This window comes from Thioalkalivibrio sp. ALM2T (assembly GCF_000381505.1).
GTDB classification, from domain to species: domain Bacteria; phylum Pseudomonadota; class Gammaproteobacteria; order Ectothiorhodospirales; family Ectothiorhodospiraceae; genus Thioalkalivibrio; species Thioalkalivibrio versutus.
On the sequence record NZ_KB906562.1, the window covers coordinates 75,644 to 98,820 of the forward strand.

General features: G+C 65.9%; 18 protein-coding genes and 1 tRNA gene. 18 read left to right on the plus strand and 1 reads right to left on the minus strand.

Features of this window, described 5'->3' with window-relative positions:
* Positions 1-318 precede the first annotated feature (318 nt).
* The 3 genes from dnaG to F816_RS0108695 all read left to right on the plus strand — a co-directional run bounded on the left by dnaG (position 319) and on the right by F816_RS0108695 (position 4,406).
* On the plus strand, positions 319-2,100 hold the full coding sequence (dnaG, locus tag F816_RS0108685) for a DNA primase (protein ID WP_019594402.1): 1,782 nt from the start codon (positions 319-321) through the stop codon (positions 2,098-2,100).
* Between the two features lie 177 nt (positions 2,101-2,277).
* Positions 2,278-4,227 carry an RNA polymerase sigma factor RpoD gene (gene rpoD, locus F816_RS0108690; RefSeq protein WP_255349501.1) on the plus strand — a complete coding sequence of 650 codons (1,950 nt, stop codon included), beginning with the start codon at positions 2,278-2,280 and terminating at the stop codon, positions 4,225-4,227.
* A gap of 102 nt (positions 4,228-4,329) precedes the next feature.
* Positions 4,330-4,406, plus strand: a tRNA-Ile gene (locus F816_RS0108695).
* A gap of 244 nt (positions 4,407-4,650) precedes the next feature.
* Here the strand turns inward: F816_RS0108695 and F816_RS0108700 are convergent.
* On the minus strand, positions 4,651-5,079 hold the full coding sequence (locus F816_RS0108700) for a hypothetical protein (RefSeq protein WP_019594404.1): 429 nt from the start codon (positions 5,077-5,079) through the stop codon (positions 4,651-4,653).
* A 736-nt stretch (positions 5,080-5,815) separates the two neighbouring features.
* Here F816_RS0108700 and F816_RS0108705 point away from each other — a divergent pair.
* The 15 genes from F816_RS0108705 (at position 5,816) to F816_RS0108775 (ending at position 23,005) form a co-directional block, all read left to right on the plus strand.
* Positions 5,816-7,198: a VWA domain-containing protein gene (locus tag F816_RS0108705; protein ID WP_019594406.1), complete on the plus strand. Its 1,383-nt coding sequence runs from the start codon at positions 5,816-5,818 to the stop codon at positions 7,196-7,198.
* 561 nt (positions 7,199-7,759) lie between these two features.
* The gene (gene gspC, locus F816_RS0108710) at positions 7,760-8,644 is read left to right on the plus strand and encodes a type II secretion system protein GspC (RefSeq protein ID WP_038085650.1); all 885 of its coding nucleotides are present in this window, start codon (positions 7,760-7,762) and stop codon (positions 8,642-8,644) included.
* Entirely contained in the window at positions 8,641-10,560 is a 1,920-nt protein-coding gene (gene gspD, locus F816_RS0108715) for a type II secretion system secretin GspD (RefSeq protein ID WP_019594408.1), read from the plus strand. The genes gspC and gspD overlap by 4 nt, the downstream gene beginning before the upstream one ends.
* Positions 10,561-12,117, plus strand: a complete 1,557-nt coding sequence (gene gspE, locus F816_RS0108720) for a type II secretion system ATPase GspE (RefSeq protein WP_019594409.1) — start codon at positions 10,561-10,563, stop codon at positions 12,115-12,117.
* Positions 12,118-12,383: 266 nt separating this feature from the next.
* Positions 12,384-13,613, plus strand: a complete 1,230-nt coding sequence (gene gspF, locus F816_RS0108725; protein ID WP_019594410.1) for a type II secretion system inner membrane protein GspF — start codon at positions 12,384-12,386, stop codon at positions 13,611-13,613.
* A gap of 2 nt (positions 13,614-13,615) precedes the next feature.
* Positions 13,616-14,086, plus strand: coding sequence for a type II secretion system major pseudopilin GspG (gene gspG / locus F816_RS0108730; protein ID WP_019594411.1), 471 nt, complete (start codon positions 13,616-13,618; stop codon positions 14,084-14,086).
* Positions 14,087-14,094: 8 nt separating this feature from the next.
* The gene (locus tag F816_RS0108735; protein ID WP_019594412.1) at positions 14,095-14,667 is read left to right on the plus strand and encodes a GspH/FimT family pseudopilin; all 573 of its coding nucleotides are present in this window, start codon (positions 14,095-14,097) and stop codon (positions 14,665-14,667) included.
* 2 nt (positions 14,668-14,669) lie between these two features.
* Positions 14,670-15,062 (plus strand): type II secretion system minor pseudopilin GspI, encoded by a 393-nt coding sequence (gspI, locus tag F816_RS0108740; protein ID WP_019594413.1) that lies wholly within the window; start codon positions 14,670-14,672, stop codon positions 15,060-15,062.
* Positions 15,049-15,735: a type II secretion system minor pseudopilin GspJ gene (gene gspJ / locus F816_RS0108745; protein ID WP_026333205.1), complete on the plus strand. Its 687-nt coding sequence runs from the start codon at positions 15,049-15,051 to the stop codon at positions 15,733-15,735. Before gspI ends, gspJ begins: the two co-directional genes overlap by 14 nt.
* Positions 15,732-16,532 (plus strand): general secretion pathway protein GspK, encoded by an 801-nt coding sequence (locus F816_RS0108750; RefSeq protein WP_019594415.1) that lies wholly within the window; start codon positions 15,732-15,734, stop codon positions 16,530-16,532. Before gspJ ends, F816_RS0108750 begins: the two co-directional genes overlap by 4 nt.
* Before the next feature lie 47 nt (positions 16,533-16,579).
* Positions 16,580-17,878, plus strand: a complete 1,299-nt coding sequence (gspL, locus tag F816_RS0108755; RefSeq protein ID WP_026333206.1) for a type II secretion system protein GspL — start codon at positions 16,580-16,582, stop codon at positions 17,876-17,878.
* Positions 17,875-18,369, plus strand: a complete 495-nt coding sequence (gene gspM / locus F816_RS0108760; RefSeq protein WP_019594417.1) for a type II secretion system protein GspM — start codon at positions 17,875-17,877, stop codon at positions 18,367-18,369. Before gspL ends, gspM begins: the two co-directional genes overlap by 4 nt.
* A 268-nt stretch (positions 18,370-18,637) precedes the next feature.
* The gene (gene gspN, locus F816_RS0108765; protein ID WP_019594418.1) at positions 18,638-19,456 is read left to right on the plus strand and encodes a type II secretion system protein N; all 819 of its coding nucleotides are present in this window, start codon (positions 18,638-18,640) and stop codon (positions 19,454-19,456) included.
* Positions 19,432-20,145, plus strand: coding sequence for an outer membrane protein assembly factor BamD (locus F816_RS0108770; RefSeq protein WP_196801681.1), 714 nt, complete (start codon positions 19,432-19,434; stop codon positions 20,143-20,145). The genes gspN and F816_RS0108770 overlap by 25 nt, the downstream gene beginning before the upstream one ends.
* Before the next feature lie 529 nt (positions 20,146-20,674).
* The gene (locus tag F816_RS0108775) at positions 20,675-23,005 is read left to right on the plus strand and encodes a S8 family serine peptidase (RefSeq protein WP_019594420.1); all 2,331 of its coding nucleotides are present in this window, start codon (positions 20,675-20,677) and stop codon (positions 23,003-23,005) included.
* Positions 23,006-23,177 lie beyond the last annotated feature (172 nt).

Genomic DNA, 23,177 nt, shown 5'->3' on the forward strand with positions numbered 1-23,177 from the left:
GGGCCCCTCACGGGGCCCGTTTTGTTTGCGCCTTCCAGCAAGCCCCACCATTGCGAAGTGCACAGCGCCGCCCCCACACTCCGTCCACCCGGACGTTTACACCACCTCGTCATCCCGGCCGCAGCGAAGCGCAGAGCCGGGATCTCCAGACCCTGGCACCAACCGACGTGCAACCCCCGGCGAGATCCCGGATAACCGCTACGCGGTTTCCGGGATGACGAGGTGCATAGGCCTCGCAATGGAGGTGCCATGGCGAGGCGCTGGGCTATCATGCGAACCTGACAATCGGCACGTCCCCGAGGAACACGCAGCAACCCCATGGCAGGTCTTATCCCCCAGGCATTCATCGACGAGTTGCTGGAACGCAGCGATATCGTCGAGGTCATCCAGCGTCGCGTCAGCCTGAAGAAGGCCGGGCGCGAGTTCGCGGCCTGCTGCCCGTTCCACGGCGAAAAGACCCCGTCGTTCTACGTCTCCCCGCAAAAGCAGTTCTATCACTGCTTCGGGTGCGGGGCGCACGGCACGGCCATCAGCTTCCTGATGGAGTACGAGAACCTGAGCTTTCCCGAGGCGATCGAGCAACTGGCCGAGCAGGCCGGTCTCGAGGTCCCGCGCGAGGCCGGGGATGACGACCGGCGTGAGGCCCATGCCCCGCTGTATGACGCGCTGGACGCGGCCGCCGAGTGGTACGTACAGCAACTGCGCCAGACCCCGAAGGCCGTCGATTACCTGAAGAACCGCGGCATCGACGGCACCACCGCGCGCAACTACCAGGTCGGTTGGGCCCCGCCCTCGGGGCTGATCGAGGCGCTCAAGCCACGCTTCACTCCGCAGCAACTTGTGGATTCCGGTCTGGCCGCGCGGCGCGACGACGGTGGCATCCGCGAGCGCTTCCGCGCGCGCATCATGTTCCCGATCCGCGACCGGCGCGGGCGCATCACGGGCTTCGGCGGGCGCCTGATCGAGGACGGCGAACCGAAATACCTGAACAGTCCGGAGAGCGAGGTCTTCCACAAGGGCCAGGTGATCTATGGCCTGTTCGAGGCGCGCAAGGCCGGCACCCGGCTGGACGACATCGTGGTGGTCGAGGGCTACATGGACGTGGTCGGCCTGGCCCGCGCCGGCTTTCACCGCGCGGTGGCCTGCATGGGCACAGCGCTCACCCGCGCCCACCTGGACAGCCTGTTCCGCCAAGTCTCGCGCATCACCCTTTGCTTCGATGGCGATGCCGCCGGCCGCCGCGCCGCCTGGCGCTCGCTGGGCGAGGCGCTGCCCGCGATCCAGGGCCTGCGCGAGGTGCGCGTGCTGTTCCTGCCGGAGGGCGACGACCCCGACAGCCTCGTCCTGCGCGACGGCCTGGCCGGCTGGGAGGAGCGCCTCGCCGGCGCCCTACCCTTGTCCGAGACGCTGATGCGCCTGCAACGCGAAGAGCACCCCACCGACACCGCCGAAGGCCGCACCCGCTTCGCCCACGCGGCGATGAAGCGGGTCGCCACCGCCCGCGATCCGCTGTTTCGTGACCAACTGGTCGAACGCATCGGACAGGAGACGGGGCTCAGCCAGGAACGACTGGAACAGGTCCTGTCGGAACAGCCCCCCCAGCCTGCCCGCAACCCTGAACCGGGCCCGGGTCACGAGCTCCCCGCCACCCCCGGCGGCCGTGCGCCCGTGCGCGGCGAGAGCGCCCCGGCCTTGTGGGGTGCCCTGCTCGCACGCGTCCTGCAACACCCGGAACTGGACTGGTCACAGCCCGAGTTCCGCCAGGTCGTCGAGCTGCCCGGAGCGGCCGCCGATACCCTGCGCAATGTCCTCGCGGCCCTGGACGAGAGCCCTGGACGCCACACGGCCGGCCTGCTGGAGCGCTTTCGCGACCAGCGCCACTTTCAGCGACTCATGGCCCTGGCCCACCAGGAGCTCAACGACGGCGAGCCAGCGGTCACCCGCCAGACGGCGCTGGACTGCGCCCGCCAGCTCCTGCGTCAGCACTATCGATTGCGAATTCGTGAACTGACTCGCCCCGGTTCCGAACTCGGAACGGAACAACGCGCCGAGCTCGCCCGTCTTACCCAGCAGTTGCAGCGGTTCGACCTGCCCAAATAGCGTCACCGGGGCTTGAAGCGCCCGGATTCGCCCTCAACATAGCGGTCAAGGAGGTCGCCCCAGAGCTGGGTCGCGACCCAGCCTTGACCCGAGAATCCATCAGGCCACCGGCAATATAAGAATCTTCTGCTACAATGTAGGATTGATTTTTCTGCGTCCCACTTTCCTTGAGCCGTCTTGCCACGGCTCAAACAAGCACCTCGGAGTACGACCGCAATGAATCGTGAAGAGCAGCAATCCCAGCTCAAGGAACTGATTGCCAAGGGCAAGGAGCAGGGATACCTCACGTATACCGAGGTAAACGATCACCTGCCCGACTCGATCATCGACTCCGACCAGGTCGAGGACATCATTGCGATGATCAACGACATGGGCATCGCGGTGCATGAGCAGGCCCCGGACGCCGACAGCCTTCTGCTGTCCGACGGTTCGGTCTCGGCCGACGACGACGCCGAGGACGCCGTGGCGGCGCTCGCCTCCGCCGACAGCGACTTCGGCCGCACCACCGACCCCGTGCGCATGTACATGCGCGAGATGGGCACGGTCGAGCTGTTGACCCGCGAAGGCGAGATCCGCATCGCCAAGCGCATCGAAGAGGGCCTGATGCAGGTCCTGTTCGCGCTCGCCCACCACCCGGGCGCGATCGAACGGCTGATCCGTGAATACGACCGGATCGTCGAGAACAATGGCCGCCTGACCGACCTGGTGGTCTCCTTCATCGACCCGAATGATCACGCCAACGGTGAGGCCGTGGCCCGTGGCCTGGTGACGCCGGAGCAGGCCCAGAAGGCCCAGGACGAACAGAAGGCGGCTGCGGCGGCCGCCGCCGAGCAGCAGGCCAGCGCCGAACTGGATGCGATCGTCGACGAGGTGGAAGACGCCGAAGAAGACGAAGAAGCCGCCGAGCCGGTGGACACCGGCCCGGATCCGGAAGAGGCGCGCGAGCGCTTCGAAAAGCTGCGCAAGCTGCACGCCAAGGCGCACAAGGCCTTCGAGAAGGGCAACCGCGAGGCCTACGCCCTCGCGCGCGAGGCCACCGCCAAATACTTCATGGAGTTCAAGCTGATCCCGCGCATGGTCGACCAGCTGACCACCCAGCTGCACGGCAGCATCGACCAGGTCCGCCGCCACGAGCGCCGCATCATGGCGCTGGCCGTCGAGCAGGCCCAGATGCCACGCAAGGCCTTCATCGACAGCTTCCCCAAGAATGAGACCAATCTCGACTGGATCAAGGAAGCCTGCAAGGCCAAGGGCAAATACACCAACGCCCTGGCCCAGCACGAAGAAGAAATCGTTCGCCTGCAGAAGAAGCTGGCCGAGATCGAGCGCGAGGCCAGCCTGAACATCTCCGAGATCAAGGAGATCAACCGCCGCATGTCGATCGGCGAGGCCAAGGCCCGTCGCGCCAAGAAGGAGATGGTCGAGGCCAACCTGCGCCTGGTGATCTCCATCGCCAAGAAGTACACCAACCGCGGCCTGCAGTTCCTCGACCTGATCCAGGAAGGCAACATCGGCCTGATGAAGGCCGTGGACAAGTTCGAATACCGCCGCGGCTACAAGTTCTCGACCTACGCCACCTGGTGGATTCGCCAGGCGATCACCCGCTCCATCGCGGACCAGGCGCGCACCATCCGCATCCCGGTGCACATGATCGAGACCATCAACAAGCTCAACCGCGTCTCCCGCCAGATGCTGCAGGAGATGGGCCGCGAGGCCACGCCGGAAGAGCTGGCCGAGCGCATGGAGATGCCCGAGGACAAGATCCGCAAGGTACTGAAGATCTCCAAGGAACCAATCTCCATGGAGACCCCGATCGGCGACGACGAAGACTCGCATCTGGGCGACTTCATCGAGGACGAGAAGGTCGCCTCGCCGTCCGACTCCGCCGCACAGGAGAGCCTCACCGAGGCCACCCGCGAAATCCTGTCCACGCTGACCCCGCGCGAGGCCAAGGTCCTGCGCATGCGCTTCGGCATCGACATGAACACCGACCACACCCTCGAGGAGGTCGGCAAGCAGTTCGACGTCACCCGCGAGCGCATCCGCCAGATCGAGGCCAAGGCCTTGCGCAAGCTGCGCCACCCGACCCGCGCCGAACTGCTGCGCACCTACACCGACGCCGAGTAACCGGCGTCCCGGCCCGGCGGCCGGAACCCGACCTAGCGATGCGGCGCCATCTTCCCCTTGCGGGTAGAATGGCGCCGCAGTCGTTTGTACGCCCCCGAATACGGGCCTGTAGCTCAGTTGGTTAGAGCAGGGGACTCATAATCCCTTGGTCGTCGGTTCGAGTCCGACCGGGCCCACCATTCGCTTCGCTCCTGCTGGACGGGTCGGACTATCCCAGTCGCGCGCCTGCCGGCGCACGCCGTTCCGGCCTCGCGAAGGCAGGCTTCGCGTCGCTACGCGACCGGCCTCCACCCAACCGGGCCTACCCCTCCCATCCGAGATTTACGGCACAAGGCCGTCTCTGAAACGAGCGGGCATGCAGCCATGCCCATCTGCACGGGCAATCCCCGCTGCGCGGCGGCGACCCCGCGCGGGACGTTGCGCTCAGGGCGCCTCGGCGGTGATGAGACCGCGCTGGAGGTCGACGGTAATGCGCTGTCCCTCGATGACCGTGGCGCTGGCCAGCAGGAAGATCTCCACGAACTCGTTTCGCTCCTCCTCGGGCATCTCCGAGGAGGCACCGGAGGCATTGAAGGTGCCGAACATGGTGTCGTGGGCTCCGGCCGAGTACAGGATCAGTCGCTGCATGGCGGTCTGATCGTCCGGCGATGGTGCAGCAGTATCCAGGACCGGTTCGCCCATCTTCTGCTTGATGGTGGAATAGAGATGAAACAGGTATTCCGCCGCGCTTTCGCGCCCGCGCCGATCCTGCAGGGTGAAATTGGCGGAGACCGCCTGGCCACTGCGGGCACGTAGCACGATGTGCTTCGACTCGGGCTGCTCGTCAGCGTACGGGTTCAGGATGTTGGCCACGATGTCTCCAGCGCGGAATGGATGAGCCGGGAAGACTACGAGACCCCCCTTGAGATTGCCACGGCGGCCCCGTCAGCCGAGGGGTTATCCATGCGGGCGGATATGCGATGAGGGCCAAGTCGCCCTCAGGTCAATGATGCACCTGATGAGCCACGAGGTTCAGCCAGATCGAGGGGCCGTGCGGGCCCGGGTGCGCACAACACCCGACCGTCGAAACGCGCTCCAGGGCTCCACGCGCCTCCTGCTTCGTTATCCCGGAAACCGCGTAGCGGTTATCCGGAATCTTGGCGGCTGGGGTTGCCCCGACGGGGGCGATCCCGGCTCTTCGCTTCGCTCCGGCCGGGATGACAGTGCAGGGGCGCCCATCCGGCCGCCGCGGCGGCACACAACAAGTGCCTGCCGAAGCGATCTACCGGGCAAGTATCCGCTTAAACGGGGTAGGACCCCGCTTCCGGGACCCCGGCGCGTTAACGAGGGGGTAACGGGATGCCTTCCACGGCGTTCATTCATCACTATTCTTGAGCAGAAGGGAGCCCTCCGGACGACAGGGGTTCTGGCACGGACGGGTCGCCTATGTTCGGCACCGCACGGACCCAGTTCTCGTTCTTCCACTAGATTTTCTCCGTGAACAGGTTCCCGGCGGACAACCCCACTCGCCGCCTGACCGTTCCCGGCGCCCGCAACCCTTGCAGGGCACCGACCCGGTCACCCCGCCCATCGATGGAGAAACAAACCCATGACGCTTGAATACGGAAAGTCCCGACTCCTGGTACCAGCCCTGCTGGCAGCGTCAATCGGCCTGATTGGCTGCGGTGGTGGTGGTGGCAGCGGCGGCAGTGGCAACACACCGGAAACCGGGATCACGGTGATCCCGGAGCGTTTCGATTTCGGGACCATTACGGAAGGCAACGAGGATCAAGCGCTCCCTCGACAATTCATCATCCGCAACGAAGGAACGACGTCCTACAACATCGAAGACATCAGGGTTCGCCGGGATAACTTCGATGCGTTTTTCCTGGACAGATCGGGCGGCAGCGCCCCCTGCGGAACGCGCCCATTTGACCTCGCACCCGGCGACAGCTGCACCGTTGTGGTCGAATTCAAAACACAGCATTTACCACTGCATGTCGGCAAGTTCGACGGCTTATTGATCGCGGAGAGCGATAACCCCAACATCCGCACGGTCGGGAGCACTCTGGCCGGCACCTACGAACCAATCAAGTCGATCAACGTCACCGTCAACCAGGTCAATGACTGCGCCCTTCCCGCCCCTCAAGCTTTTCAAGCCTTTGTGTCCGTCACGGACCAGGCTAAATTCCCAATCTCGCACTTGAATGAAAGCCATTTCACTCTTGTGGAACTCGAATCCGGGCCAGCGTCGAACCCGCTCGACGTCATAGACGTCGGACAGGTCGGCGACATCAACCTCTCTCTCAGCATCGCGATGGACTACAGCGGCAGTATCACCGACTTCCCCGATGCTGTAGACAACATGGAGGCGGGCGCGACGTCGCTGGTGAACGCGATGAAGGACAACGATGACGCGGACATCATCAAGTACGCCGACGACGTCCAGGCCATGACGACCGAATTCACTTCCGACAAGGACATACTGAAGGCCGCAATCAACAATCCGCCCGCCCTCGACAGGGACACCGCGTTCTACGACGCAACCGTGGAAGCCATCCAGCGATTCGATACCGCAAACAGCACCCACGACAGGAAGGCCGTCATCGCCTTGACCGACGGCGAAGATACTATTGTTGACGACACGGAGGCCGCGCTGGCAGACGCTATCGCTCAGGCCCTAGGGGCGGATATCCCCGTCTTCACCATCGGGTTCGGCGAATTCCTGCAGGAAGCTCAGGAAGATGAACTACAAAGGCTCGCGGACGGCACGGGCGGCTTGTTCTACCAGCCGACGAGTGACGCCAACCTCCAACAGGTCTTTCAGCAATTGGCCAGCCTGCTCTTCAAATATCAATATGTGATCGACTTCGACGGCCTCTCAGGTAAAGAAGGATCCTCACTTGGGGTCACCGTAGAGTACGTCGATAAGTACGGTGAGACGCTCAAGGCAGACGGGGACAAGACCATTCAGGCTTGTTCGGTACCGTAATTGCGGCATTCACCTGAAACCCATTTTCGGTGCAGGGACGACACTCGTTGCAGAAGAAGCTGATGTCGTCGGTGATGTCCGTCAACCAGGCCGCGTCCGGACGCGATGGATGGAGCCGCCGGTCCAGGTGGCTCCATCCACCGGCCGGCGCGGCCTTATCCCATGGTCGTCACGACGAACGCCCACTTCCAGACCGGGCGCAGCCCCTGTTCCCGAATCCGATGGCAGCCCCGGCAGCAGCCGGCATCCAAACGTGGACTTCACCGGGAGCAATCGACTTGGGAGCCGCAAGACACGACACCTTCGCGCCTTCGGGGCGTTCGCCTCCGCGCACGGGCGCGGGGCGTCTCCGGAAAACCGGAAGCCGCATGGCCCGGGACTCGACCCCACTTGGCGAAAACGGCATGCTGAGCAATGCAGGATCGGGGAATCAGGGGCATCCACGCGAACGGGTACATTAAACCGTGTTCCCCCAGGCCCTATTTCAAGACGCCGATCCGACTCGACCTAGCGAGAACCGCCGGGGCCAGCCAACCGAATAAACCGCGAACGCCGTTGACGATGCCACCTTCGCCCCGACTTGTGCCGTTACTCCCGCTCTGGATCCTCAGTGCCGGGCTGCTGGCGGTCACGGCATGGCTGATCGCGGGTCTCGTCTGGTCGATCGCCGTTCCGGGATACACGTACCCGTCGGGCACCACGGTCCACGCGGAACGGGCAACCGCCAATCGCCCCAGCACGTCTCCCGCAGCCGATGCCCCTCCTCGGTCCGGGTTTGCCCGAAGCGCCGAATTCACTCCCTTCGGCAGCCCCCGGCAAGCGGGCCAACAGGCCATCGAGAACGCGCCGGAGACCCGCCTGAGTCTGGAGCTGCTCGGCATCCTGGCAACCGGGCAGGGCAACGGCAGCGCGATCATTTCCGCAGGGAGGTCCAATGTCGAGCTCTACCACGTGGGCGACACCATCGGGAACCAGCTGGCGACGCTGCACCAGGTACACGCGGACCGGGTCATCCTGGAGCGCGAAGGCCGACTGGAGACCCTACGGCTCCCGCGGGGCGACGAACTGCGAGTCGATGGCGGCCGCTCCGATACCGATCAGCGACCATCGCAACCCGCCGGCTCACCGGCGCCGATCACGGCTAACATCAGCCGCTCCCGCTGGCTCGAGGACCCGCAGCGCGCCATGAATTCGCTGCGTGCCCAGCCCGTACTGCGGGATGGCGCACTGTTGGGTATTCGAGTCACCCCGACGCGCAACCAACGCGAGTTCGAACGCGCCGGCCTACAGGAAGGGGACATCATCACCTCGGTCCAGGGGCAGCAGGTGCGCGACATCGAAGACCCCGAACAGATCCTCTCTGGACTCGGCAACTCCGACCGGGTGAACATCACCATCGAACGTGACGGGCAGACCCTGCCGCTAACCATCGAGTTAACCGAATGAGCCTCCGACTCCGCCTTTTTTCCCTCGCACTGTCCCTGTTCTGCGCAGCGGGGGCCGTCGCGGCGGACGAGCTGACGCTCAATCTTCGCGACACCAACATCAGCAACCTGATCGATCTTGTGTCGGAGGAAACCGGGACCAATTTCATCGTGGACCCACGGGTGCGCGGCAACATCACGGTCATTTCCAGCCGCCCCGTGCCCCGGGACGAGCTGATGGATCTGTTCCACGACATCCTAAAGATCCACGGATTCGCGGCCATTCCGGGCGAATCCTCCACGCGCATCGTGCCCGATGCCCAGGCCAAGCAGGATACTCCCACGGTCCTCGATATCGAGGCCGAACCGGACGCGGATGTGCGTGGCGGAAGCATCGTCACCCACGTGATCGCGTTGCGACATGTTTCTGCCGCCCAGCTCGTCCCCGTCCTGCGCCCGCTGATCCCGCAAGGGGGACATCTCGCTGCGGCGACCGAGCCCAATACGCTGCTGATCTCGGATACGCGCAGCAACGTGCATCGCATCCGCGCCCTCGTCGAACGCATGGACCTGCCCTTCGCGGACGACTTCGAGGTCATTGAACTGCGGCACGCCCGCGCCGGGGAACTCGCCGAGCAGCTGCAGGTTCTGGCCCGGGAGGGCACGGGAGAGCTCGCCACACCCCAGGTCCTCGCGGATCGCCGCAGCAACGCCATCATCCTCTCCGGGCGCGAGGAGTCTCGCCTGCGCCTGCGCGGGCTCATCGCCCAGCTTGACCGGGAGATGGAAGAAGGGAACGCACGCGTGCACTACCTGAAGTATGCGCGGGCCGAGGAGGTTGCCGAACTGCTGCGCAACATCGCCGAGAAAAGCCCGGATATCGACCCCGACGCACGGAGCGGAAGCGGCATCCACATCGAGGCACACGAGTCCACAAACGCCGTGGTGACCTACGGCCCCTCCGACTTCATCCGCGACTTCGACATCATCGTGGAGCAGCTCGATATCCGCCGGGCGCAAGTCCTGGTCGAAGCCGTCATTGCGGAGGTCTCGTCGGATCGCGTGCGGGATCTCGGCGTGCAGTGGGGCGCGATCGGAAATAGCGGGGCCGGAGTCCTCAACTTTTCCGGCGCCGGCTCACGCGGGATCCTCGAACTCGCTGCCGGCGTGGAGGGGTTCCTGGACGGGAGCGTGTCCTCTCCCCCGGACATCGGGGACGGCCTGACCGCCGGGGGCGTGGGGTCGACCGGAAGCACGCGGATCGCAGCTCTGGTCAACATGCTGCAACGCGACACCTCCAGCAACATCCTGTCCACCCCCAGTCTTCTGACGCTGGACAACGAGGAAGCCGAGATCGTGGTCGGCCAGAACGTGCCGTTCATCGTCGGACGCTCGATCGAGGATTCGGGCCAGGCCTTCGACACGATTCGTCGCGAGGACGTCGGGGTGAAGCTTCGCGTGCGGCCGCAGATCAACCAGGGCAATGCCGTGCGCCTGGAGATCGAGCAAGAGGTCTCGCAGTTGGCGCCGGGTACTTCCGACGCGGCCGATCTCATTACCAATACCCGGACACTGAAGACCCACGTCCTGATCGATGACGGCGACATGCTGGTGCTCGGCGGGCTGATTGAAGAACAGCAAACGGACAGCGAGGCGCGCGTTCCCGGGCTAGGCAGCATCCCCGGAATTGGACGACTCTTTCGGGCGGATCGCAACCAGACCGAGAAACGGAACCTGATGGTGTTCCTGCACCCGCGCATCGTCCGGGACAGCGCCCGCGGCGCCGAGCTAACCAGCGAGAAGTACAGCTTTATCCGCGGCGAGCAACTGCGCGAGCAGGCGCGCACCCAGCAGCGCAGAAGCCCGGTCCTGCCGGAATGGGAGCGCCTGACCCAGCTCCCGCCCAGCTTCGAAGATGTCCATGGCCATCGCGACTGAATGGCCGAGGGCACCCCGGCCATGAGCGCGGGGCCGACCCGGGAACCCGTAGCGGACATCCCGAACGCGACCGGGACACCGGTGACCGGTACGTTCGCCGTGAGCTACACCTTCGCGCGCCGGGTCGGCGCCGTGCCCGGCGATCTGGTCGCGGGCCAACGCCAGATCTTCCTGCGCCACGACGCCGATCCGCTAGGACTCCTGGAACTGCGCCGGCGCAGCCCCGAGCCGCTGAACCTGGAAACCGTCGATGACAAGACCTTCGAGCAGCGGCTGCGCGAGCGCTACGAATCCTCCAGTTCGCGCGCCATGCAATCGATGGAGGAGCTGGATGGCAACCTCGACCTCTCGAGCGTAGCGGAATCCCTCGCCGAGCCGCAGGACCTCCTGGAGGCCGAAGACGATGCCCCGATTATCCGGCTCATCAACGCGCTGCTGACGGAGGCGGTACGGGAAAACGCCTCGGACATCCACATCGAGCCCTTCGAGAGCCGCCTGGCCGTCCGACTGCGCGTGGACGGCGTCCTGCGCGAGATTCTGACCCCGCCCGCGGGGCTTGCATCCCTCATCGTCTCGCGCATCAAGGTGATGGCACGGCTGGACATCGCGGAGAAGCGACTGCCGCAGGACGGACGCATCTCCCTCAGGGTCGCCGGTCGCGCGGTGGACGTACGCGTCTCCACCCTGCCCTCGGGCCACGGAGAACGCGTGGTGATGCGGCTGCTGGACAAGCAGGCCGGTCGCCTCGACCTCACCCACCTGGGCATGGATCCGGATACCCGTGACACCCTCGAACGGATTGTCACGCGGCCGCACGGGATCGTGCTGGTCACCGGCCCGACCGGGTCGGGCAAGACGACGACGCTGTACGCAGCGCTGACCCGGCTCAATGACCGCAGCCGCAATATCCTGACCGTCGAGGACCCGATCGAGTACTACCTCGACGGGATCGGACAGACCCAGATCAACAGCCGTATCGACATGACCTTCGCCCGCGGGCTGCGGGCCATCCTCCGCCAGGACCCGGATGTCGTCATGGTCGGCGAGATCCGCGATGTCGATACCGTCCAGATCGCGGTGCAGGCGAGCCTGACGGGGCATCTGGTTTTTTCCACCCTGCACACCAACTCCGCGATCGGGGCCATCACGCGCCTGCGCGACATGGGCGTGGAGCCCTTCCTGCTCTCCTCGACCCTGAACGGGATTCTCGCCCAGCGGCTGGTACGGGTCCTGTGCAAGGACTGCCGCGAACCCCACCCGGCATCGCCACGGGAATGCGAACTGCTGGGCGTAGCCTCGACGGCACCTCCCACCCTCTACCGGGCGCACGGCTGTCCGAGCTGCAACGATCTCGGCTATCGCGGCCGGACCGGCATCTATGAGCTGGTGGAGGTGAACGAACGCCTGCGCACGCTCATTCATGACAATGCCAGTGAACAGGCCATGGTGCAGGCCGCCCGCGAGAACAGCGTGAGTCTCCGCGCCGATGCCTGCCGGCGGGTTCTCGACGGCACGACCAGCCTCGAGGAAATGCTGCGCGTCACCGAGGCGGGCTAGTGGACCTCCAAGGTAATCACTACGGGTTCAGGGCTCCTGTGGCGCTCCGCGGCAAGGCGGGGTGCGCAGGCAATGGCCGTCGCCCTTGGCAAGCGCCGCAACGCCGCAGCGGAGCGCCACAGGAACGCCCGAAGGGTTGGTCTGTCAACGCCTATGGCCGCGTTCCGGCTCTTGTAAAGGGCGACGCCATTCACTGCGAGCCGCGCCTTGCCCTGAACGTTGACAGACCAACTGAACCCGTAGTGATCACCTTGGAGGTCCACTAGGTGCCCGCCTTCGAATACCAGGCGCTGGACGCAGCCGGCCGAACGCGCAAGGGCGTCACCGAGGGAGATACCGCCCGGAGCGTCCGGTCGCAGTTGCGCAGCGAAGGCCTGACCCCACTGGATCTGCTCGAAATCGGCGAATCCTCGGCCGCCACCCGGGGTACCCGGACCCACTCGGGACGCGGCGGGGCCGGCGGCATCGGCGCCCTCGACCTCGCGCTCGCGACACGTCAGATGGCCACGCTTGCGCGCGCCGGCCTGCCGGTGGAGGAATGGCTGGCAACCGTTGCCCGCCAGTCCGAAAAGCAGAAGGTGCGCAACATCCTGAGTGCCGTGCGCACCCGGGTCATGGAGGGGCACTCGCTGGCCCAGGCGCTGGGCGCATTTCCGCGCGCGTTTCCCGAGATCTACCGCAGCACCGTCGCGGCCGGCGAGGCCTCCGGGCACCTGCACCTGGTACTGGAACGCCTGGCCGAATACCTCGAGAATCGCCACGCGTTGCGGCAAAAGGTCATGCTCGCCCTGATCTATCCGGTCATCCTGACCCTGGTGGCCCTTGGCGTGACCGTGGGCCTGGTCGTCTATGTCGTACCCGAAGTGGTCCAGGTCTTCGAGGGCCTGGACCAGCAGTTGCCCACCCTGACCCGCATGCTGATCAGCACCAGTGACCTTTTGCGAACCTATGGTCTGTACGCGCTGATCGCCCTGGGCGTGCTCGTGGCACTGCTGGCCCAGTGGCTGCGCAAACCCGGGCCGCGCATGCGCTTCGACCGGCTAGTATTGCGCCTCCCGCTCGTGGGGCGCCTGGTCCGGGGGCTCAACACGGCCCGGTTTGCACGCACCCTCAGCATCCTGTCCGCCAGCGGGGTGTCACTCCTGGATGCGCTGCGAACCGGCGCCGAGGTCATCGACAGCCGCCCCATGCGCGCCGCGGTGGAGGATGCCGCGCTGCGAATCCGCGAGGGCCGCAGCATCGGGCAGGCCCTGGAAGAGACGGGATACTTCCCGCCGATCACCGTACACTTGATCCGTAGCGGCGAGTCCAGCGGGCGGCTCACCGAGATGCTGGAGCGGGCCGCCGAGACCCAGGAACAAGAGGTCGAATCCCGCATCAGTATCAGCATGGGGCTGTTCGAACCCTTGCTGATCCTGACCATGGGCGGCATCGTCCTGACCATCGTCCTCGCCATCCTGCTCCCGATCTTCGAACTCAACCAGCTGGTGAATTGACCATGCAAGAACCCCGCTCTGCCTGCCTTGCGCGTACCGGATTCCGCGGTGCCCGAGGTTTCACCCTGATCGAGATCATGGTGGTAGTGGTCATCCTCGGCATCCTCGCGGCCATCGTGGTGCCCCGCGTGATGGATCGCCCGGACGATGCCCGGATCACCAAGGTCAAGCAGGATATCCGCACCCTGGAAAGCGCCCTGAATCTCTACCGTCTGGACAATTTCCAGTACCCGACCACCGACCAGGGACTGGATGCGCTGGTGGAACGCCCGCGCAGCGGGCCGGAAGCCCCCCAGTACCGCCAGGGCGGCTACATGGACCGCCTGCCGAGCGACCCCTGGGGCAACCCGTACCAGTACCTGAACCCCGGGCGACATGGCGACTTCGACGTCTTCAGCTACGGCGCCAACGGCCGCCGTGGAGGCGACGGCATCGAAGGCGAGATCGGCAACTGGAACATGGACGAATTCTGAAGACACCCATGGCGACCCGCCACGCACGCCCCACCGGCTTTACCCTGATCGAACTGCTGGTCGTAATGTTCATCATCGGCGTGGTGGCCAGCATCGGCGTGCTGTCCATGAGCCAGCTGGGCAGCCGGAGCCTCGAACAGACCGCCCGCCAGCTGGCGGGCCAGATCGAACTCGCCCGGGACCACACCCTCTTGACCGGCCAGGCGCTGTCCATCGGCATAGGTACTGAGGGGCTGGTCATTCTGGAGCGCCAGTGGATCGACGATGCCCAGGTCACCTGGACACCGATCGAGCGGGGGCCGCTGGGTCCGCGGGACTTCCGGCAACACGGGCTGCAGCCACGGCTTTATGTGGACGGGCGGCGTAGCAGCCTCCGCGAAGGCCCGGAACACAACCGCATCGCCATCAGTAGCAGCGGACACATCGAACCCTTCGAATTGGTGCTGGAACACCCCGACGGGCAAAGCGGTCTCGTGCTCCGGGTCGAGCAGGGCCAACCCATTCAGGCCTTCGAGCACCCGCCACCGGTTGGCGGCGAGCCCCGCCACCTGTTGATGGCCCGCCCGGGACACCCCAACTAGCCATGCTGGCACGCGGCGCACGGCGCGGATTCACGCTACTCGAGGTCCTGATTGCCCTAGTGGTGCTGGGCGTCGCCCTCGGGGCCCTCATCAAGGCGGGCAGCGAACACGCGCGCAATACCGCCTACCTGCAGGAACGCACGCTGGCCGGATGGGTGGCCAGCAACCTGCTCGCCGACTACGAGGCCGGGTTGCGGCGAGTCGATGTCGGCACCGAGCGCATTCAGTCCACACTCGCGGACCGCGAATGGGAGGCCCGCATCGAGATCACCGATACGGTGATCGACGCCCCGCTCGAGCTGCCGACGGTTCGCCGTATCGAGGTCCGGGTGTGGCTGCTCGATGGAGACCCCGACCATCCCCTCGCCCAGGCAACCAGCTATGCATTGCCCTGACGTGCCGGCACGGCGGTCATGTGCATCGGGCGCCGCGCGCGGTTTTACCCTGCTGGAGCTGCTCGTGGCCGTGGCCGTGTTCGCCACCGTTGGCGTGCTGGCCATCGGCGGACTGCGGGCAGTGCTGATGGCGGACCATGCCACGCAAGCCCAGAGCCAGCGCCTGGCGGAGCTTCAGGTCACACTGGCCGTGCTGGAACGCGACCTACGCCACAGCATCGAGCTGCACCCCCGCGACGGCTACGGCGACCGCCTCCCGGCCCTGCGTTACAGCCCGGTCACGGACCCGCGACAACTGGAGCTGGTACGGGCGGGAAGCGGAGAATACGGCCGCCTGGCGCGGGTCGCCTGGAGAGTCAGTGACCGGGGGCTGGAACGGGTTACCTGGCCGGTGCTGGACGGTGCCCTGCCGGAATCCGAGCAGGTGCGCCTGTTTCTGGGCCGGGGCGCACATGCCGGGAGAGCGTCCACGGCGAACGGCCGGATGGCGCGGAACTCAGGCGATGAACTGGAGATCCGCTTCGACTTTGTCGATGGCGACACCCAGGAGGTCACCGACAGCTGGCCGCCGCTGGATGCCGGCGACCGCCGACCGGCGCAGGTGATCGTCCGCCTGGTCGTGCCGGGGCTCGGACCCGTCGAGCGCCGCATTGCCCTGCCGGGTGCCCGGTGAAGGGGAGAAATTCAGGTGCCGCGCTGATCACCGCCCTGCTGGTGGTCGCGATCGCCAGCGTAACGGCGGTCACCATGACCATGCGTGACAATCAGCAGGTCTTCCGCGCGGCCACCATCCAGGACCAGGATCGGGCGCGGCACCTCACCCAGGGGGCCGAAACCGTCGCGCTGCACATGCTGGAAAGGCTGCCAAACTACGATGACCTGCCGTGGGAGGGCTGCGCGTCTCCGACATTGCCACTGGAGTTGGAAGGTGTCGGCGTGCGCGCCCGCCTGGAGAATCTTCACTGCCGCTTCAACCTCAACAGTCTCGGACGCGCCGATGACCCACCCCTTGAGGCCTTCGCCGGCCTGATCGAACAGGCCATCGCGGCAACCGAGAGTCAATCCGGTAACGCCCAGCGCCTGGCGGTCGCCGTACACGACTGGATGAACCCGGAAACGGACGACCCGATTTACCGCGGCCTGGAACCGCCCCGGCTCAGCGGCAACCGCCCGATGCGCCTCGCGTCGGAATTGCTCCAGGTACACGGGTTCGATCCGGACCTCTGGCAGGCACTGGCGCCCTGGGTCGTGGCCCGGCCGGGCACGGACAACGCCATCGACATGGATCGCGCCCCGGACCCCGTCACCACCGCGGCGCCGGGTCAGGCGACCGAACAGAGCCGCGACATTCGCTATTTCCGTCTGCAACTGGTTGTCCGCATCGCCGGACGGGATTATTTTCACTGCGCGATCCTCGATGGCCCCAACGGGCGTACCATTCTTCGCGAACACGCTCCCTGCGAACCCTGACAAGAAAACCGGATGCTTGCAGACGCCTTTCACTCACCGGACTCGGCATGAACTGGTTCCTCTTCCAGCTGCCAGAACCCGAAATGCTCGGCGCGGACACGCCGCTTCGGGTGCGCTGGCTTCGGCTACGCAGAAACGGAGCGCTCGTGGATCACGGCGAGGCGGCGCCGGACGAGCTGCGCGCCTTGCTCGCCGCGGACGACCATGCGGTTGCGCTGCTCCCCGGGGAACGCGTGCCGCTCCATCGGGTGTTCGTGCCCGGGAAGTCGGGGCGCGTGCGTCGCCGCGCGCTGCCGTTCGCCCTGGAGGACCGCCTCAGCGAGGATCTGGAACAGCTCAGGATCGTTGCCGGCCCTCGTCACGGCATCGAGACCCTGGCCGGCGTGGTCGCGCATCGAGACCTGGACCGCTGGGAAGACTGGCTTCGCGAGCACGGCATCCGCGTATCGCACATGATCCCGGACCTTGCGCTACTGCGAAGCCTGGACCCGGGCGATCAGGTCTTCCTGCTCTCGGGAACGCAACGCAGCATCGTGCTTTCTCCCGAGGCCGAACCCCTCGCGATGCCCCGGGAAGTCGCCAGCTGGTGGTTGCAGCAGCGCTCCGCCGTCACCACGGCCTCCGACGACACCAGCGTCAACGAAACGCAGTCTCCCCAGGCTGCGGTTCATGTGGTGGATCCGTCCGCCGAACCCGACCCACGCGCACCCCTCCAGCCCCCACCCGAATGGTCCGGCGACGTCCTCGAACTCCTGCTGGCCGGGGTGCAATCGGGTAGCCTCCCGCCGCCCGAGCTGCAACGCGCCGTGCGGGCTGCACTGGCCTTCGACTTCGCATCGCCCGCCGAAAGCCCGACCTCGCTCGGCGCCCTTCCCGCACCATGGCGCGCACCGGCAGCACTGGCGCTCGTGCTGGCCGCAGTCTGGCTTGGGTCCGTGTGGCTGGAGGTCAGGCAGCTCGAGCGGGAATACCGGGCGACCGAACGGGACATCGCGGCCCTGTTCGAGGAAACCCTGCCGCAGGCCCGCATGGTCGACCCCGTGGCCCAGTTCGAGAGCCTGCTGGGACAGGCCGGACCGGACACGACTACTGCGACGGTACACAGCCCGCTCGGCGAAGCCCTTGCCAGCATCATGGAGGGCCTCGCCGCGCGCGACCTCACCCTGCATCGCCTGCGGGGTGACCCAGATCGCCTCGAGCTCGAGCTGGAGGGCAGCGGCATCGCGGAACTGGAACAGTTGCGCGAGGGCCTGCGCGAAGCCATGACCGCGCGTGTCCGGATCGTCTCGGCCGAAACCGGCGAGCAGGGTGTCCGGGCACGCATGACCATCGAGAAAGAACCATGAAGGCCTACTGGGACGCCCTGCAGACACGCGAGCAACGGATCCTGCTGGCAGGCGGTTTGGTCCTGCTGATCGCGGTCGTGTTCCTGGGGGTCGTCGAGCCCCTGCTGGAAAGCCGCGAACAGTCCCGCGACCGGCTCGCCGAGGCGCGCGCGGAGCTGGCCTGGATGCAGGCCAATGCCCCCGAAGTCGCGACCGCCCGTAGCCGCGAACCGACACAGGACAATCGGCAACCGCGCCTTGAAGGCCGCTCGCTGATCGCCCACGTGGATGCCTCCGCGCGGGCCTTCGGTCTAGGCGAATACCTGGCGCGCGCGCGTCCTGGCGAGGCCGGCGTGACCGTACACCTCGAAGGGGCGCCCTACAGCGACCTGATGCGCTGGCTCGGCGAACTGGAACGCGAAGACGGCGTCGCCCCCGGACGCATCTTGCTGGAACGCGTCGTCGAGCCGGGGCGCATCAATGCCGAACTCTTCCTGACCCGTGAGCCCTAGTGGTCCTTCAATATGACCATTACGGGTTCAGTTGGTCTGTCATCGTCCAGGGCAAGGCGCGGCGCGCGGTGAATGGCCTTAGCCCTTTACAAGAGCCGGGACGCTGCCATGGACGTTGACAGACCAACCCTTCGGGCGTTTCGGTGGCGCTCCGCTGCGGCGTTGCGGCGCTTGCCAAGGGCTACGGCCATTGCCCGCACACCGCGCCTTGCAGCGAAACGCCACCGAAACGCTGAACCCGTAATGATCACATTGAAGGACCACTAGCGTGACCAGCGCCGCCGACAACCACGTCGACGAACACCACCGGGATCGCCCTGCATGGTTCGCGCTGGGGGCGCTCTTTTTTTTCGTCCTGCTGCTTGCACTGGTCGTGCGCGCGCCAGCCTCCGTCGCGCTGGCGGCCGCCGAGCGGTGGGGCGGGCTACCGGAAACGATCACCTGGGAACAGGTCCACGGGTCCATCTGGCAGGGAAGCGTCGAGGGGCTTCAATCGCCGGTGGGGCCACTGGGCCGGCTGCACTGGGATGTGCGGCCCGGCGAGCTTCTTCGCGGCGGGCTGGGCGCGGACATCCACTGGGTCCCGCCCGGCGGCGGCGAACTCCGTGGCGGGATTCGGCTTGGGCTCGACAGCGTACAGCTCTCCGGGGTTGAAGGCTCCCTGCCCGCTGCTGCCTTGCATCAGTGGGACACCGGCATTCCCCTCGTTCTGGACGGTCGGCTGCAGACGAGCGGCCTGCACCTCCGCATCCAGCGGGACGGAGCGGTGAAACACGCCTCAGGCCGGGTCAACTGGCAGGAAGCAGCCGCGGGACTCCCCCAACCCTTGCCCCTGGGCGAGCAACGCGCCACCCTGCGCGAAGAGGACCAGCGCTTGGGAATCGACCTGGATGGCTCCCCGGATGCCGAGTTGGGGATCACCGGCACAATGCGCCTGGACCTGCGCACGGATCCTCCGGGCATGGATGCGCGGGTTTTGCTGGACCCGCGCGCCCACGCCGATGCCGCGATCCAGCGCCTACTCGATAATAATCTTCGTCGTGACGATCAGGGACGGTATCTATGGACCGCAGGATCAGCTCCGTGACACCCAAACAAACCGCGATACCCCCCCGCCGGGTCCGGCATGCCTCCCCGACCGCCGCGCTGACGGCCGGCGCACTGTTCGGCCTGATCCTGGCGGGGTGTGCCACCACCCCGCCAAACGGGTCCGAGCGCCCGGCAGAGGATATCCGCTATGCCCTGGAGCGCGGGGACTGCCGTGCGGCCTACAGTGCGCTGGACGCGGGCGATACGCCCGCCGCGGTCGACATCCGTCTGTCGGTCGCCCGGGTATGCCTGCAGCGCGGGGAATTCGCGCGCACCCGCAACCTCACCGATGCCATCCACCAGGAAAACCCGAAACATCCGGATATCGACTATGCCGCGTATCTCGGGGCCCTGGCGCATCTGGGAACGTGGAACCGGGCCTCGTCCGCGCCGCCGAAGCAGCGCAGTGAACAGGGTCGCCAGGTCTTCCTGAAACTGGCTGCCTTCCTCAACGACCACCCCATGTCGGAATACACGGAATCCGTTGCTCCGCGCCTCGCCCGCCTGCGCGAAAACCTGGCCGACATCGAACTCCAAATTGCGGATCAGGCGGCTGCGGAAGGACGCAGCGAAGAGGCCCTGGCCAGAGTGCAATACGTGCGTGACTACTACCCAGGAACAACGGCCGGCCAGACCGCAGCCGAGCGCCTGGACACCTCGAACGACGAAGACACCGCCCCAGACTGAGCGTCCGAACACCCGGGGGACTGCTCCCATTGCCCCCGGAAAGACCCACGTGGTCTTGGCCGAGCATGGCATCACCATGCCTAATGCCCAGGCAGGGCCCTCACAGCACACACCCCTCGCACCCGATACCGATCGAAAAAGACTGCATCGGGCAGGGTTGACGGCCCCATCCTCCTCGGACCTGCGACTCTTGGTCGATAACCGGCTTCCCTTCTGATCGGCGAGCGACCCATGAGGAGGGTTCGGTGTACGGCCCGCGCCAACATCGCGGAATAGCGCGCCTTTCGAATTCGCTGCTGCCCTCGGGCATTCTGGCGATCTGGAGGAACTCTTGAAAGCGGAGCAGCTATTCGGACCATCAACTGGTGAGTTGCTTCGCCAGGGTCCAGGAGAAAGGACGAACCCAGCTCTTGCATGGGCCGCTCTGGCATTGTGCTCGGCGCTTCTGACCATCGGATGCGGGGGCGGCGGATCGTCCGGCTCCGGAGGCGGGGGCTTTGTGGTTTCCGGGAGCCTTGAGGTTCAGGCCTTGCACCATGTCGACTCCAATACGAACGACCCGGGCAGCCGGATCTCGAGCAACGACGACCTTGCCAATGCACAAGCGGTGCGCATGCCCGCCATCATCGGCGGGTTTGTGGCCAGCCCCGGGACCGACAGCCGCTTCGGTTCGGCCGGTGACCCGAATGACGTGTTCGTGGCCGAGTTCGACGCGGGTGACCAGGCCTTGCTCGAGTTTCCGGATCCATCGCAGGCCGATCTCGACCTGTACCTGATCGATGACGCCGGGAACCTGGTGGATGCCTCCATTGGCATCGATGGCTTCGAGCGCGTCGTCGCGCCCGAGGCCGGGCGCTACTATGTCCAGGTGGAGGCCTTTTCGGGGCAGTCCGCGTATCACTTGCGTCTCGACTCCTCGCAGATGCTCGACCCCGCGTACGCGGCAAGCCTGCGTGTCGCAGACGATTTTGTACCGGGCGAGGTCCTGGTGCGCAGCGCGGACGAGATGGGCCCGTTGGATATAAACCCGGCCGACATGGGCATGCAAAGGGCCTCCGGAGCCCCGGGTCGGGAACAGCTCTGGCGGATCCCCGAGAATCAAGCGGAGGCGGTCATCAGCACCTTGGGCCTGCGCGCACCCTCGATCGCGCCCGCGGTGGCCTGGCGTACCCCGGAACACGCCGCTCGCCATGACACCCTGCACGTGATCAAGGCACTGCGCGCGAGACCGGATATCGCTTCGGCCTCGCCCAACTACCGAATGACCCCCCTGCTGACGCCGAACGACCCGCGCTGGGCGCAACAGTGGTTCCACGAGGCAATCAACCTGCCACAAGCCTGGGACCTCACCACCGGCCAGCCACCGGATGAAGCGGTCGTCGTGGCGGTGATCGACACCGGCGTCTACCGCGAACACGAAGACCTGGACGAGGGCCGGCTCTTCCCGACGCAGCGGTTTGTCTGCGACCCGGCCGCCAGCACCTGCGATGACGATCGCTCCTGGCATGGCACGCACATCACCGGAATCATCGGAGCGGCGACCGACAACAGCCTCGGCGTCGCCGGTATCTCCTGGGGTGTGGATATCCTCCCTGTCTGGACACTGAATGGAACCGGGACCCTGAACGACACCCTACAGGGGATTCGCTACGCCGCCGGGCTGCCGAACGACTCCGGCAATGTCCCCGACAAAACGGCCGATATCATCAACCTGAGCCTTGGGGGCGGTGGTTACAGCGCGGAGGCCGATGACCTCTTCCGAGAGGTGCGCGAGCTCGGGATCCTGGTAGTCGCGTCCTCGGGCAACGATGGAGTCGGCACGGTCGGTTACCCCGCGGCCTACGAATCGGTACTTGCAGCGGGCGCCACGGACCGCGATGGCGAACGTACCTGGTACAGCAACTATGGTCCTCGCCTGGACCTGGTCGCCCCTGGGGGTGTCCTTCAGTTCGATCGCCGCGATGACGGCATCCTGAGCACCTGGGTCAAGGACACGGCCGGAGGTCTTGAATCGGACTACGAATTCCTTCAGGGCACGTCAATGTCCACGGCAGTGGTATCCGGCGTTCTTGCGCTCGGCCACGCACTGAATCCGGGGCTGTCTCCGGGGTTGTTGCTGGAGCTCCTCGAATCGGGCGAGCTCACCCGGGACCTTGGACCCGCAGGCTGGGATCTGGAAACCGGCTGGGGTGAAATCGACGCGTATCAAGCCGTACAGGCGATCGCGAATCGGACCGGCTCGGGAGAACTGGCGCCCCGGATCTCGGTCACCCCCGAAGTGCTGAACTTCGGCTTTACGGGAACGAGCCGTGATCTGCGCCTGCGCAACGGGGGCGATGGCTCGTTGCAGATTGAAGGCATCGCCACGCAAGCGACATGGCTGACCGTGGAGCCGGAGGACATCACCGAAGACGGCCTGGGTCTGTACCGCGCGCTCGGGCAGCGGGATGCCCTGAGTCCGGGCGATTACGAATCTCGCTTGCGCATCACCGCCGCAAATGCCGACCCGCGCGATGTCCCGGTCGGCATCCGGGTAGCCGAACGCGACCCGGAACGCGACACCGTGGGACGGGTATATGTGCTGCTGCTCGATCAGGACGATCGCGTCGTGGAAAAAACGGCACTGGAATTCGAGTACGGGACCTACCGCTATCGCTTCGAAGGAGTGCCCCCCGGGGAATACCGCGTGGTCGCGGGCACCAACATCGCGGGCGACGACCGGATTTGCCACGGCGCCGAGGCCTGCGGAGCCTGGCCCCGCCATGGGGTCCCAGAGACCTTCCAGGTCGATCGCGACCGTACCAGCATCGACTTCGAAATCGCCTGGCGACCGTTCACAGACGATGGCTTCCCCCTTTAGGGAAACACTGATCAATGAACGCGAACGCGTTCATTGATCAGTGTTTCCCTAGCGCCGAGCGCCCGGGTCCCGTGGGTCCATGGATACAACCACTGTTCACTCGCGAACGGCTTTCCGGAGCCTCGGAGCGTGATGCCGAAGACGATTCACCCCCATAAACAGCAAGGGGCGC